This is a genomic window from Nitrincola tibetensis (assembly GCF_003284585.1).
GTDB classification, from domain to species: domain Bacteria; phylum Pseudomonadota; class Gammaproteobacteria; order Pseudomonadales; family Balneatricaceae; genus Nitrincola; species Nitrincola tibetensis.
Genome location: NZ_QKRX01000012.1, coordinates 92,785 through 107,332 on the forward strand (window position 1 = coordinate 92,785; position 14,548 = coordinate 107,332).

General features: G+C 46.5%; 11 protein-coding genes. All 11 read right to left on the reverse strand.

Annotation, left to right across the window (positions count from 1 at the left end; translation table 11 throughout):
- Positions 1-14 precede the first annotated feature (14 nt).
- Positions 15-1,643 (reverse strand): CTP synthase, encoded by a 1,629-nt coding sequence (locus DN062_RS14695; RefSeq protein WP_112160054.1) that lies wholly within the window; start codon positions 1,641-1,643, stop codon positions 15-17.
- Between the two features lie 45 nt (positions 1,644-1,688).
- Complete coding sequence (gene tilS / locus DN062_RS14700) at positions 1,689-2,990, reverse strand: tRNA lysidine(34) synthetase TilS (protein WP_112160055.1); 1,302 nt, start codon at positions 2,988-2,990, stop codon at positions 1,689-1,691.
- Positions 2,991-3,007: 17 nt separating this feature from the next.
- Positions 3,008-3,967 carry an acetyl-CoA carboxylase carboxyl transferase subunit alpha gene (gene accA / locus DN062_RS14705; RefSeq protein ID WP_112160056.1) on the reverse strand — a complete coding sequence of 320 codons (960 nt, stop codon included), beginning with the start codon at positions 3,965-3,967 and terminating at the stop codon, positions 3,008-3,010.
- Positions 3,968-4,061: 94 nt separating this feature from the next.
- Positions 4,062-7,565, reverse strand: coding sequence for a DNA polymerase III subunit alpha (gene dnaE / locus DN062_RS14710; protein ID WP_112160057.1), 3,504 nt, complete (start codon positions 7,563-7,565; stop codon positions 4,062-4,064).
- A 63-nt stretch (positions 7,566-7,628) separates the two neighbouring features.
- Positions 7,629-8,195, reverse strand: a complete 567-nt coding sequence (gene rnhB / locus DN062_RS14715) for a ribonuclease HII (protein ID WP_112160058.1) — start codon at positions 8,193-8,195, stop codon at positions 7,629-7,631.
- Positions 8,188-9,375 (reverse strand): lipid-A-disaccharide synthase, encoded by a 1,188-nt coding sequence (gene lpxB, locus DN062_RS14720; protein ID WP_239995805.1) that lies wholly within the window; start codon positions 9,373-9,375, stop codon positions 8,188-8,190. The genes rnhB and lpxB overlap by 8 nt, the downstream gene beginning before the upstream one ends.
- Positions 9,376-9,391: 16 nt before the next feature.
- Positions 9,392-10,162 carry an acyl-ACP--UDP-N-acetylglucosamine O-acyltransferase gene (gene lpxA / locus DN062_RS14725; RefSeq protein WP_112160097.1) on the reverse strand — a complete coding sequence of 257 codons (771 nt, stop codon included), beginning with the start codon at positions 10,160-10,162 and terminating at the stop codon, positions 9,392-9,394.
- A 2-nt stretch (positions 10,163-10,164) separates the two neighbouring features.
- Positions 10,165-10,602: a 3-hydroxyacyl-ACP dehydratase FabZ gene (fabZ, locus tag DN062_RS14730; protein WP_112160060.1), complete on the reverse strand. Its 438-nt coding sequence runs from the start codon at positions 10,600-10,602 to the stop codon at positions 10,165-10,167.
- Positions 10,603-10,615: 13 nt separating this feature from the next.
- The gene (gene lpxD / locus DN062_RS14735) at positions 10,616-11,653 is read right to left on the reverse strand and encodes a UDP-3-O-(3-hydroxymyristoyl)glucosamine N-acyltransferase (protein WP_112160061.1); all 1,038 of its coding nucleotides are present in this window, start codon (positions 11,651-11,653) and stop codon (positions 10,616-10,618) included.
- A gap of 10 nt (positions 11,654-11,663) precedes the next feature.
- Positions 11,664-12,158, reverse strand: coding sequence for an OmpH/Skp family outer membrane protein (locus DN062_RS14740; protein ID WP_112160062.1), 495 nt, complete (start codon positions 12,156-12,158; stop codon positions 11,664-11,666).
- A 14-nt stretch (positions 12,159-12,172) separates the two neighbouring features.
- A complete protein-coding gene (gene bamA / locus DN062_RS14745) occupies positions 12,173-14,518 on the reverse strand; it encodes an outer membrane protein assembly factor BamA (RefSeq protein WP_112160063.1) in 2,346 nt (781 codons plus the stop codon).
- Positions 14,519-14,548 lie beyond the last annotated feature (30 nt).

Consider the following 14,548-nt stretch of genomic DNA (forward strand, 5'->3'; position numbering starts at 1 on the left):
GTTTTAACTGAAAATTAATCCTGCGACTGGTATTCCAGAGCGGCTTTAATAAACCCTGTAAACAAGCCATGTCCATAACGTGGAGTTGAAGTAAACTCCGGGTGGAACTGGCACGCAACAAACCATGGATGGTCTGGAACCTCAACGACTTCAACCAACTCTCCATCTGCAGAACGGCCAGCAATCGTCAATCCAGCAGCTTCTAATAATGGAACATAGTGATTGTTGACTTCGTAACGATGACGATGGCGCTCACGAATTTCGGTTGCTCCATATACTTCTGCAGATTTAGAACCTGGGATCAGATGGCAGACTTGCGCACCTAGACGCATGGTTCCACCTAGATCAGTATCAGCGGTTCGCTGCTCAACGTTACCATCAAGATCAACCCACTCTGTTATTAATCCTACCACTGGATGAGCGGACTGCTTATTGAACTCGGTTGAGTTCGCGCCTTTAAGGCCTGCAACATGTCTGGCAAACTCAATAACAGCCACTTGCATTCCAAGACAAATACCTAAATAAGGCACTTTATTTTCTCGAGCATAGCGGGCCGCAAGGATTTTACCTTCGACTCCACGCTCGCCAAAGCCGCCTGGAACCAAAATAGCGGAGGCGCCTTTTAATATATCCACCCCTTCACGCTCAACACGTTCAGAATCAATGTATTGTATTTTAACTTTATGACGCAGCGCGATACCTGCATGCGTAATAGCTTCGATCAACGACTTATAAGCATCCAACAACTCCATGTACTTACCTACCATCGCAATGGTGACTTCACCATCAGGATTTAGGAAGCTGTCAGAAACACGATCCCACTCACTCAAGTCAGCAGGAGGACAGTCTAAACGAAAGCGATCGATCACAATATCGTCCACGCCCTGCTCAGCCAACAACTGAGGAATGGTGTAAATAGATTTTGCATCGGGTAAGGAAACAACAGCACGCTCTTCAACGTTGGTGAACATCGCCAGTTTACGTCTTGCCGACACAGGCAAAGGCTGCTCGGAGCGACAAACCAAAATATCAGGCTGAATACCAATCGAACGCAACTCTTTGACAGAGTGCTGAGACGGCTTAGTTTTCGTTTCTCCAGCTGTGGCGATATAAGGAACGAGTGTCAAATGCATGAATATTGCATTTGCAGCCCCTACTTCGATTCTAAGCTGGCGAACCGCTTCTAGAAATGGCAGTGACTCTATGTCGCCAACCGTTCCGCCGATTTCAACCAGTGCTATCTCAGCACCGCTTGCACCCTCAACAACACGTCGTTTAATTTCATCTGTGATGTGAGGAATAACTTGCACAGTACCGCCGAGGTAATCACCACGACGCTCTTTTTTCAGAACATGTTGATAAACACGACCTGTTGTGAAGTTATTACGGCGAGTCATCGTTGTCCGAATAAAACGCTCATAGTGACCCAGATCTAAGTCTGTTTCAGCGCCATCATCAGTAACGAACACCTCACCGTGTTGAAAGGGGCTCATAGTACCCGGGTCCACATTAATATATGGATCGAGCTTTAACATAGTAACCCTTAGGCCACGTGCTTCAAGAATGGCTGCCAGTGAGGCTGAAGCAATACCTTTGCCCAAAGAGGACACTACACCGCCGGTGACGAATATATAGCGCGTCATGCAAAACCTGTAAAAATCATGATGTTTGGAGGGGTAAAGATGGTATTACACAGTAGCAAAAAAAGGCTCTTCAGACAATCCAAAAGGATGCCATATCAAGCGAAGATTGCATTCATTTGGCCAATTATCTGTAAAACAGACACTTGGCACGGCTACTAGCGTAGTATCCATCATCAATAAGGGCCAATTTTCTCTCCACCACGGTGGAATACCCTTTTCTTGTAATAACTGCTTTAAGCTAACCGATCCCCCTCGTCCAAGTGGCCGCAGCCTTTCACCGCCTTGGCGATAGACGAGCTTTACAGAACCGATATCCAAGCTTTCACCTTCGACGGTTAGAATACCCGTTTCTAGAGCATAAGTCCCTGCTACCAAATCCAATTGACGCTCAAACACCTCAATAGATGGCAAAGAAAGGGGTAAATAAAACAAATTCTGCCGATAACAGCCAATCCGATGAGTCTTGGAAATTTGAACATAGGCCGATGATGAAGGACGCTCACACAGCAACTGCTTCCTTATGGTCTGAAGACTCGACTCATCTAATTCCCCCCCTTGCTGCTTAACCCAATAACGCAATACATTGTGTTGGCGAGGAATGGATAAACGCAACAGGGATAAAACGTCGATGGATTCACACTTACCTAATAGGGTTTGCAAATCACCTTGCGCTACTTCAACTAAGACTTTGTCAGCTTCTGACATGTAACTTGCCGTTTTAGCAAGCCGCCCCACCACTTGAGGCCAACGCTTTTGCAACTCAGGTAGCACTCGCAGCCGAATATAATTTCGTGCGTAATCATCTTGCTTGTTGGATGGATCATCGACCCAAGTCAAGCGCTGCTCATACGCCCAAGCTTCAAGCGCTTTTCGCGACATCGATAAGAAAGGACGTATTATTTTACTCGAACAAAAAGACCGCTCAAATGGAATCGCAGCCAAACCACGCACACCAGCCCCACGCACAAGCCGATATAACAGTGTTTCGGCCTGATCATCGGCATGATGAGCCATTAGCAGCACATCGCCCTCATACACATGATCTGCAAATGCTTGATAACGTGCATTTCGTGCATCTAGCTCTGAGGACGAGAGCGGTGAGACACTCACGCTTACAAACGCAACATTAAGTTCAGCACAACGCTTGCGGCAATGCTCAGACCAGCCCGCTGCATTTTCTTGAAGTTGATGATTAACGTGAATAGCTAGGAGCGTCGAAACAGGAAAGGCTTGAGTGGCAGCACTGAGCAAAACTTCTGAGTCTAAACCACCACTGTACGCAATCACCCAGCGCCTGATATCAGGATTTGCCTTGGCTAACGCCTGCAAAGCAACCACTGGGCTCATACTCTACAACCCAAAAATCAGAGTTTATCTGCCCCATAGGACATTAAACGAGCATAACGTCTCTCTAGGAGTTGGTCCTGATCTAACGAGCGAAGTCGAGCTAAACTGGACTGTAGTGCTTCTTTCACCCGCTTCGCCATCTCGGCAGGATCACGATGGGCTCCGCCTAAGGGTTCAGGAATGATTTGATCAACCAAGCCCAGCTCATGAAGGCGTTCAGAGTTAATCCCCATGGCTTTAGCGGCATCGGGTGCGCGCTCTGCGCTTTTCCAAAGGATAGAGGCACAGCCTTCAGGTGAAATAACTGAGTAGGTACCATACTGCAACATCAGCAACTCATCGCAAACACCTATTGCCAATGCACCACCCGAACCGCCCTCACCGATAACGGTAGAGATGATGGGTGTATTTAAACGTGACATGCGCGCAAGATTAAAGGCAATGGCTTCAGACTGCCCTCTTTCCTCAGCATCAATACCAGGGTACGCACCAGGCGTATCAATGAACGTAAACAGTGGCATTTTAAAGCGTTCGGCCATTTCCATCACACGCAAGGCTTTTCGGTAGCCTTCTGGGCGAGGCATACCAAAGTTACGCTTCACTTTCTCTTTCACATCACGCCCTTTTTGATGGCCGATAAGAACAACAGGCTCACCATCAAGACGTGCTATACCACTGACGATTGCGGCATCATCAGCAAAATGCCGATCACCATGCACTTCATCAAAATCATCAAACGCCAGCGCAATGTAATCCAAGGTATAAGGACGCTGAGGGTGACGAGATAGCTGTGACACTTGCCATGCGCTCAAATCAGAGAAAATTGAGCGAGTCAGCTTACGGCTCTTCTCCTGCAGATTATCAATTTCTTCTGACAGATTGAGATCCGCATTATTGGCACCAACATGGCGTAACTCATTGATTTTGGCCTCCAGCTCGGCGATGGGCTGTTCAAAATCGAGGTAGTTAGGATTCATGCGCTTCAGTTCTACATTAATTAAGGTTGAAAAATTTAAACAGTTTTAGGATTTTACCTGCAGATTCATCTGATCTCCAGTCTAATACTGTCCCTTACGGCCAACGCAATTCGACCGCATCATTACCAAATATTTCTTTAAGCGCAAGCAATTGCTCATCACTTGGCTCCAGTTGCCAGTCAGTTCCAAGCACGAGTACGCCTTCAGCATCATCGCGCGAGAAACGAAGATGAACAGGAATTCGCACAGGAGCATATCGATTTTGCTCCATTTGTGTTTTCAAATACTGAAGCGTTTGACGATGCAGCACCCGCTCATCACAACAAACTTGCAATGCTAGTGCTTGCTTAGCTCGGGCTTGCACGATGCTCATTACCGTTTGCCCACGCACTTTAATGCCGCCATTATACTCATCATTAGCAACCTCACCTTCAATAATGAGTACTTTATCTTTGGCAACAAAGGCTTTAGCGGCTTCATACGCATCACCAAAGAGCGTGACTTCCATACGCGCACTACGATCATCGAGTGTTACAAAGCATAGAGTATCGCCTTTCTTCGTTTTCTTTAAACGTAGATCAACAACCAAGCCTGCCATTTTTTGTGAGCGTCCCTTTTGTGGTTGAATTTCAACCAAGCGCTTACTAATCATACGCGATAGTTCTTTTTCATACTCATCAATCGGGTGCCCTGTTACATATAGCCCCAAGGTTTCTTTTTCACCAAGCAAGCGCTCTTTATCTGTCCACTCACGGACCTTTTGATAATCGGCATACGGATCACTCGGGGTTTCCGCCTCGACTTCTCCAAATAAATCAAACATACCCGCATCTTGATTACGCGCGGCCTGATCGGCGGCTTGAAGGGCTGGACTGATCGCATTCCATAATACGGCACGTCCAACTTTCCCTAAACTATCTAATGCACCACAGCGCACAAGCGCTTCCATCACTCGTTTATTTAACTTTTTAGCACCTACGCGAGCACAAAAATCAAAAATATCGGCAAAAGGGCCACCCTGCTGACGCGCCGTAACGATGGCCTCTACTGGCCCTTCACCCACCCCTTTTACGGCACCTAGACCATAAATAATGTCGCCCGCTTCATTTACCGTAAACATAAATTCGCTGGTATTGACATCCGGTAAGCGTAGCGTCAATTTCATCTGTCGACACTCTTCAATAAACACAACAACCTTGTCAGTGTTTTGCATATCTGAAGAGAGAACCGCCGCCATAAATGGCGCAGGGTAGTAGGTTTTCAACCAAGCCGTCTGATAGGACACTAAAGCATAGGCTGCAGAGTGTGACTTGTTAAAACCGTAGCCTGCAAACTTTTCAACCAAGTCAAAAATATTTCCGGCAAGCCCTGCATCTATCCCCTGTTTAGCCGAGCCATCCAAAAAGAACTGACGCTGCTTTTGCATCTCCTCAGGTTTTTTCTTACCCATTGCACGGCGCAACAAGTCAGCTTCGCCGAGCGAATAGCCCGCCATAACCTGGGCAATCTGCATGACTTGTTCTTGGTAAAGAATAATACCGTAGGTAGGCTCAAGTACTGGCTGGAGACTGTCCAATTGATAATCAGGATGAGGCCACGCAAGCGCCGCTCGACCATGCTTACGGTTGATAAAATCGTCTACCATGCCTGATTGCAAAGGACCGGGCCTGAACAAAGCAACCAACGCGATAATATCTTCAAACCGGCTAGGCTGAAGACGACGAATCAAGTCTTTCATCCCACTCGACTCAAGCTGAAACACAGCGGTCGTTTCTGCCCGTTGCAATAACTTAAAGACCGTTTGATCTTCAAGGTCGATTCCTTCAATCCGTAAGTCGTCCTTCCCTTGTTTGCGCCTTAACGTGTTAATGGTTTTAAGCGCCCAATCGATGATGGTCAGCGTTCTTAAGCCTAAAAAGTCAAACTTGACAAGCCCCGCTTCCTCAACGTCGTTTTTATCATACTGTGTAACCAGGCCCTGCCCTTCTTCATCGCAATAGGTCGCAGAGAAGTCGGTCAGCTTGGTCGGCGCGATGACAACACCACCAGCGTGCTTGCCTACGTTGCGGGTAACCCCTTCAAGCTTTAGCGCCATTTCCCAGATTTCGGCAACATCTTCACTCGATTCAATATACTCTTTAAGAGCAGGCTCTTGCTCAATGGCTTTTTCCAGCGTCATGCCCACTTCAAATGGAATTAGCTTTGATAGCCGATCTGCCATGCCAAAGGGTTTACCCTGCACCCTTGCTACATCCCTAACAACCGCCTTAGCCGCCATCGTTCCGAAGGTAATGATTTGCGAAACGGCTTCACGTCCATAGGCTTCTGCCACATAATCTATAACCCGGTCTCGATTATCCATGCAAAAATCGATATCAAAGTCGGGCATCGAAACACGTTCTGGGTTCAAAAAGCGCTCAAAAAGCAAATCGTATTCAAGTGGATCCAAGTCTGTGATTTTTTGAGCATAGGCAACCAGTGAACCCGCACCCGAACCACGACCAGGGCCGACAGGAATACCGTTATCTTTTGCCCACTGGATGAAGTCCATAACGATTAAAAAATAACCCGGAAATCCCATCTGAATAATGATGTTCAGCTCAAAATCTAAACGTTCGAAATAAACTTGCCGCTTGGAATCATACTCAGGATCGTCCTTTCGTAAGATAAACGAAAGACGCTCTTCCAACCCTTCCTGAGAGACTTTTCTAAAATAGTCATCCATCGTCATCCCTTCGGGAATGGGGTACTCGGGAAGATAGTAGGTTCCTAGCTCAACGTCGATACTGCAACGACGTGCGATTTCAAGGGTGTTTTCTATTGCGCTTGGCAGGTCAGAGAATAAACGCGCCATTTCATCCGCGCTTCTAAAGTACTGCTGATCCGAGTAATCTTTGGGACGTGTGGCATCATCGAGTGCTCGCCCTTGGTTAATACAGACTCTTGCTTCATGCGCTTCAAAATCATCTGCTTTCAAGAACATGACTTCATTGGTAGCAACCAACGGACAGGCATATTGATTAGCAAGTGCTACACTGGCATGAAGCCATTCTTCATCTCCTGGACGACCAGTACGCTGCACTTCTAGATAATAGGCATCCGGAAAAATGCTCATCCAATACTGAAGCGACTCTTCAGCCAATGCCGAATTACCCGCCAAAACGGCGCGTCCAACATCACCCTTCGTTGCACCAGATAGTGCTATCAGACCTTCTGCTTTTTCCGCAATCCACTCTCGGCGAACAACCGCTCTACCGGGGAATAAATTTTGTCCTTCAGAATAGGCCCTTGATACCAACTCCATTAAATTTTTATAGCCTTTACGATTTTTAATCAGCAAGGTGAATTGAAAGGGATCTGCTCGATCATCCTGAGGGTTAACCACCCAAAAATCGACACCGCAAATGGGCTTGATTCCGGCCCCTAAAGCAGCCTTATAAAATTTAATTAGCGCGTAGAGGTTTGTTTGATCCGTAACGGCTACCGCGGGCATGCCAGCTGCTTGTGCTTGGGCGACCAATTTTTTGATGCGTACTAAACCGTCGTAAAGCGAATATTCCGTATGGACGCGCAGGTGCACAAAAGAGGGTGTAGACATTTCGATTTTCCCGTATTGAACACGTGAATCAAAGTTAAAGCGAATAGAGCAAGGCGCTCAGCATTATGATTTGAGCAGGACACGTACTGGCTTAAAGCTCCGACGGTGCTCTGCGATGGGGCCATGCTCACTCAGCGCCATAAGATGTGCCTTAGTTGGATAGCCTTTATGCTGCGCAAACCCATACATGGGATAACGGCCATCCAATTCTTGCATTTCACGATCTCGCACCACTTTAGCCAAAATGGATGCTGCACTGATTTCTGGAATTTGGTCATCGCCACCCACAATTGCTTTGCTCTCGTAGGGCAAATCTGGACAGCGATTGCCATCAATGAGTACAAGATCAGGTGCCATCGAAAGCCCTTCAACGGCCCGAGTCATGGCCAACATTGTTGCCTGCAAGATGTTTAACGTATCAATTTCCTCAGGTGTAGCACACGCAATTGCATAACACAGCGCTTTTTCACAAATTTCGTCAAACAGCGCTTCTCGCTTTTTTTCGGTGAGTTTCTTAGAATCTCGCAGACCCATAATCGGGCGCTCCGGATCCAATATTACAGCCGCTGTAACAACATTGCCGACCAAAGGGCCTCGACCTACCTCATCAACTCCTGCAATTCTAGACATTGTGAACCTCAAGATCCGCAGGCATCAGACCTTTATCGTGCATCAAGGATAAGACTGCATCTGCCGCTTTTTCGCTCGCTCCCTGACGAAGACGGAGATGTATTTCGGTAAAACGATCAACAAGTGATTCCCGATACCCTGTATTGTCTAACGCATTCAAAAGTGCCTCAGTCATCAAAGCAGGTGTAGCCTTCTGCTGCAGTAGCTCTGGAATCAACGTCTGTTGTGCCAAAAGGTTGGGCAATGATACCCATTGACTCGTAATCATTCTTGATAATATACAATAGGTTAAAGATGACATGCGATAGGCAACAACCATCGGTTTTTTGTAAAGCATCGCCTCCAGTGTGGCCGTACCCGAAGCGATTAAGATAGCATCGCTGGCTTCCATCGCTATTTGGGACTGCTTGAGCAGCAATTGGACATCCAGCTCAGCAAACTCTTCAGCTATGAGGGTTTTCAGCTCTTGATATCGCTTTTGATTGGCAGCAGGCAACAAGAAAACAAGGTCGGGGTCATGCTTATGAAGCGCCTGCGCTGTTTGCAAAAACACTCTCGCAAGCTGCGACACTTCACTTTTCCGACTCCCTGGCAACAAGGCCACGACACGCTTACTTGATGCAATATTCAATTGAGATTTCGCAGTTTGGACATCAGGAACCAGAGGGATGTCATCAGCAAGCGGATGCCCAACAAACGCGACTCTTTGCTGGTGCTCTTCGTAGAATGCAGCTTCAAACGGCAGTAAAGTTAGCATCAGATCTGTGCTGCGTTTAATTTTGAAAATGCGTTTTTTACGCCATGCCCAAACAGAAGGACTGACATAATGAACGGTTGCAATACCTGCAGCTTTCAATTGCTCTTCAAGACCTAGGGTAAAATCGGGGGCATCTATTCCAATAAACACATCTGGCGGGTTTTGCTTCCAGTGCTCAGCCAAACGCTTTCGCAGTTTTAGAAGCTCAGGTAAACGCCCGAGAACCTCCGTTAGCCCCATCACGGACAAACGCTCCATTGGATAGAGACTGTGTAGACCCTGCGCAAGCATCAAATCCCCCCCAATCCCCTCAACGTCCATAGAGGGAAAATGAGATTTTAGTGCTTGCAAAAGACCCGCACCAAGAATATCTCCCGATGCTTCTCCTGCGACGATAGCAATTTTAACCCTTTGTGAATTCACTAGTTTTACCACATCCCTAACGGATGATTCCTCGCTCTGACAGCTCTAAAGAATCAATCAACAAATTCAACGCAGGCTCTGCCTGAGCGCTTAACTGAAGACGTGCAATCGCTTCATCTAAGGTCAAACCTTGTCGATAGATCACTTTATAAGCTCTGCGTATTTCGGCAAGGGTTTCGCTACTGAATCCCCTGCGCTTTAGGCCCTCAGTATTAATGCCATGAGGGGTTGCAGAATTGCCGCTAGCCATAACATAAGCGGGAATGTCTTTTAAAACGACGGTTCCGGCACCACACATTACATGTGCACCGATTTGGCAAAACTGATGTACGGCCGTAAAGCCGCCAAGTATCGCATAATCCTGAACTTTCACATGCCCAGCAAGCGCTGCATTATTGGCAAGGATAACATGGTCGCCCACCCTGCAATCATGCGCAACGTGCACGTAGGCCATGAGTAAGTTATGACTGCCGATTAAGGTCAAACTTTGATCTTGAACTGTGCCACGATGAACCGTGCAGCCTTCCCGAAAGACATTGAAGTCTCCAATCTCTAAACGCGTAGGCTCACCACGGTATTTTTTATCTTGGCACTCTTCCCCAATACTGGCGAATTGAAAAAAACGATTGCCTTTGCCAATACGCGTTGGACCTTTGATAACAACATGTGACTCAATCTGCGTATCTTCGCCAATTTCAACATCAGGCCCAATGTAGGACCAAGGTCCAACTTTAACGTTGACTGCTAACTTTGCACTCGGATCGATAATTGCCGTCGGATGAATCAAACTCACACCTTCCTATCTGCGCATAAAATCGTTGCACTGCAGACGATAGCTCCATCAACTGTTGCTTTAACTGCAAATTTCCAAATACCGCGACGCTCAGACAAAACCTGTGCTTCTAATTTAACCTGGTCTCCAGGCACAACAGGGCGCTTAAAGCGTAAATCATCCGCACCAACAAAATAGTAAATGGATCCATCTTCTGGCGTTTTATCCATCGTTTTGAAACCCAAAATACCCGCCGCTTGCGCCATGGCTTCAACCAAGAGCACGCCTGGCATAACGGGATGCTCAGGAAAATGTCCATTGAAGAAGGGCTCATTCACGGTTACATTTTTAATTGCAACAATAGACTCACCAGGCACTAGCTCAAGCACACGATCCACCAACAAAAATGGGTAGCGGTGCGGTAGATATTTACGGATTTCTTTTACATCCATCATTTGATATTAAACCTTATTCGTTGTCTTCTGCTAGTGTCTGTTCAAGCTTACGTACCCGTTTAGCCAGCTCATCTAACTGCCGGAAACGCACTACGTTTCGCTTCCATTGCTGATGAGGCTCCTGACCCGTTCCAGATGAGTAAGCTCCTGCTTTATTGATTGATTTACTGACCAACGTCATGGCCGTGATATGCGTATTATCCGCTATTTCTAGATGTCCTGTAATACCTGACATTCCGGCAATCGTGCAATATTTCCCTATACGAGTACTGCCAGCAACGGCCGTTCCGCCTGCAATTGCGGTGTGCTCACCTATTCTAACGTTGTGAGCAATCTGAATTTGATTATCGAGCTTGACACCTTTTTCTATGACTGTGTCAGCCAAGGCACCTCGGTCAATCGTAACACTTGCACCTATTTCAACGTCATCACCGACTCTAACACCACCGAGCTGGCAGATTTTTATCCATTGCCTTTGTTCTCGTGCAAAGCCAAATCCATCGGCACCCAAAACACTTCCGCTGTGAATTAACACTCGCTGCCCCAAATGAACATTAGGGTACAGAGTGACATTCGCCTCTAAGCGACAAGTTTCCCCTACTGTTGAATAAGAACCTATCACACAGCCCGGACCTATGTAGACGTTGGCGGCAATACTAACACCCGCTTCTATCACAACATTTGCACAAACTTGCGCTGATTCGTGAATAACGGCTGTTGGATCCACAATAGCCTGAGATGAAACACCAGGCTGAGCTGGCCGACGCCAATCATAGTGATGTGTCAGTTTTGCAAAGGCTAGGTAAGGATCCGCTACAATCAGCGCCGTATTCTTGACTAGGTGGGCATAATCGCTTGATACCAAAACTGCAGCAGCCTCACTCTCGCTAAGCTGATGGATATACCTAGGATTCGAAAAGAAAGAAAGCTCACCTCTGCCAGCAAGATTCAGGGTGTTCAATCCATTGATTATCATCGCTGGATCACCCTGAATCTTCCCTTCAACAATAGAGGCAAGAGTCTGCAGAGAAAAGCCGACCTCTGATGTCATCAGTTGTCGCTTACTGTCTGTTTAAGATTTCGATCACACGAGGTGTGATATCGATGGTACCGCTGGCATAAACAGTTGCTTGCTTTGCAAACACAACATCAATATTTTCATTTTCTATCAACGAGCGAATTGCCTGATCCAGCTTAGGACGCATAGATGACAGGAACTCTTGCTCACGCTCAATTTGCTTTTCTGCCATCGCTTCACCACGTGTTTGATACTCGGTGAATGCTTTTTGGAATTGCAAATGAAGCTGTTCCATTTCCTGATCAGGAATAAGGCCTTGATTTTGCTGAATACGATCTCGAACTGCGACAGCTTGGCGCTCTAGCTCAATCAAAGCACGCTCTTCGGCAGCAAACTCTCGCTCCATAGACGCCCTAAAATCTTCAGCTGCTTTAGAGCTCAATAATGCTTCTTGCACTCCCAAGACACGAAATCTATCCGCAAACACCTGACTGCTGAACACAAGCATCAACAGTAGTAAAGTACCTTTAATTTTCATTGCTTCCCCTTAAATCAGAATGACTGACCTAGCGCGAACTGGAACACTTCCGTTTCGTCACCAGATTTACTATTTAATGCCTTACTCAGCGAGATTGATAAGGGACCTACAGGAGTAAGCCAGCTTAAGCCAACGCCTGCTGAATAACGCAAATCTCCAAAATCAACGCCCTCTTTGCATGTATTTTGAGTCGCCCCCTTCAAACATTTGGTTGTAAATACGTTACCCGCATCCATAAACACCAAGGGACGCCATGCAGTCTTATCTTTTAAGAAGGGCATTGGAAAAATCAATTCAGCACTACCCGATACTAATACATTACCGCCCATTGAACGCTGAGCACTGCTCACATTTCCACGGCTATAACGAGGGCCTAAGCTATTCGCTTCAAAACCACGCACAGAGGTCAAACCACCTGCAAAGTAGTTTTTGAAGAAGGGGTAGTCTTTATCACCATAGGAATCGGCATAACCAACACGGCTTCTCAACGAGGCAATCCAGGTTTCATCACTATTGATTGGCCAGTAAAAACGGTTGTTGTACTGGGCACGATAATAATCGAGATCGCTACCCGGAATGGAAACCTCCAAACTAGCTCCTTGCGAACGACCTTTCGTTGGGAAAAAGCCTCGATTCAGACGATTGTCGCTCCAGCCTGCTGTCAACTTCCAGTTGAGGTACTCATCGCCATTGTCCTGAGTGAAGCGATTAATAACATCAAACACCTCTGTACCCTGAAGCGCTAAGTTATTTTTAAGACGAAGGAACTCTACATCGCCTGAGAAGCTCAAGCGCTGAAAGTCATCTATAGGATAACCAAAGGTAATACCACCACCGAACGAATCCGTGTTGTAATCACCGCGATCATCTTCGTCAAAGTTTTCTTCTCTATAAAATACGTTAAACCCGCGGCTCACACCATCTACCGTGAAGAACGGATCTAAGTAGTTAAAGCTATATTCAGTTAATGTTGAGCTGTTAGAGACATTAAACGCAACACTTTTACCTGAACCCAAGAAGTTTTCTTGCGAAACACCCAGTTGTAAGATGATCCCTTCACTTTGCGAAAAGCCGACGCTGGCACTTAACTGTCCTGACTGCTGCTCTTCAACGATAAACTCTAAATCAATCTGGTCATCGGTGCCTGCAACTGGACGCGTTTCAACATTTACTGAACGGAAATACCCAGTACGCTCGATTCGGGTTTGCGAACGTTCGATAGCAGCACTTGATACCACACCGGCTTCCATCTGTTCGACTTCACGACGAATCACTTCATCAGCGGTACGTGTGTTACCCCGTATACCGATACGACGTACATAAGTTTGTTTACCAGGTTCGATAAAGTAGCGAATCGACACTGTATTATCGTCATTAACTTCGGGGATAGGGCTCACATTAGCAAACATGTAGCCTTGATCGCCGAGCAAGCGTACGAGACGCTCTTGCGAGTCGGTCATTTCTCTGCGCGAGAATACATCGTCTTCTGTCATGCTTAACTTGGATTGAAGCACATCTTCTGATACAACAAGATTCCCAACAAACACAACATCGGCAACTTTAAATTGCTCACCTTCGCTGATATCAACCGTGATGAATACGTCTTGCTTATCCGGTGATAAAGAGACCTGAGTCGAATCAATCGAGAAGTTAATATAACCACGATCTAAGTAGTAGGAGCGAAGACGCTCTAGGTCACCCGAGAGTTTTTCACGTGAATACTGATCAGACTTAGTGTAAAACGACCAAAAGTTCGGTAATTGAAGTGTAAATAGATCGGTCAGCTCTTTATCAGTAAAGACGGTATTACCGACTATATTAATATGGCTAATGCTAGCGACACGGCCTTCGGTGATATTAATATTCAATGCCACACGATTGCCCGGAAGGTTTTCTACTTCAGTGGTAATATCGGCACCATAACGACCTTGCGTGGTGTAAACGCGCATTAAATCAAGTTCGATTTGATCGAGTGTTGCACGGCGGAAGATATCGCCCTCTTGAAGGCCTGACTGCTTCAAACCTTCGCGCAACTGCTCTTCCTTGATAGCCTTATTGCCCTCGATACGGATAATCGCAACGGCAGGCCGCTCACGCAAAACAAGTACAAGCACGTCATTTTCACGCACTAACTGCACATCTTCAAAAAATCCTGAACGAAAAAGCTGACGAGTCGCGGCAGCAAGGGCGGGACCGTCTACTTGATCTCCTGTAGAGATAGGAAAATTACGGAAGACGTTGCCTGCGTCGACCTGTTGCAATCCTTCGACTCGAATATCATTGACCACAAAGACATTGTCTGAGTGAGCAGGTGCAACCCAAAGGAGCGAAACTAAAAACAATGTGAGCGTGCGTTTCATGCCAAAAATTCTTTTTGATAGTTTCAGTTA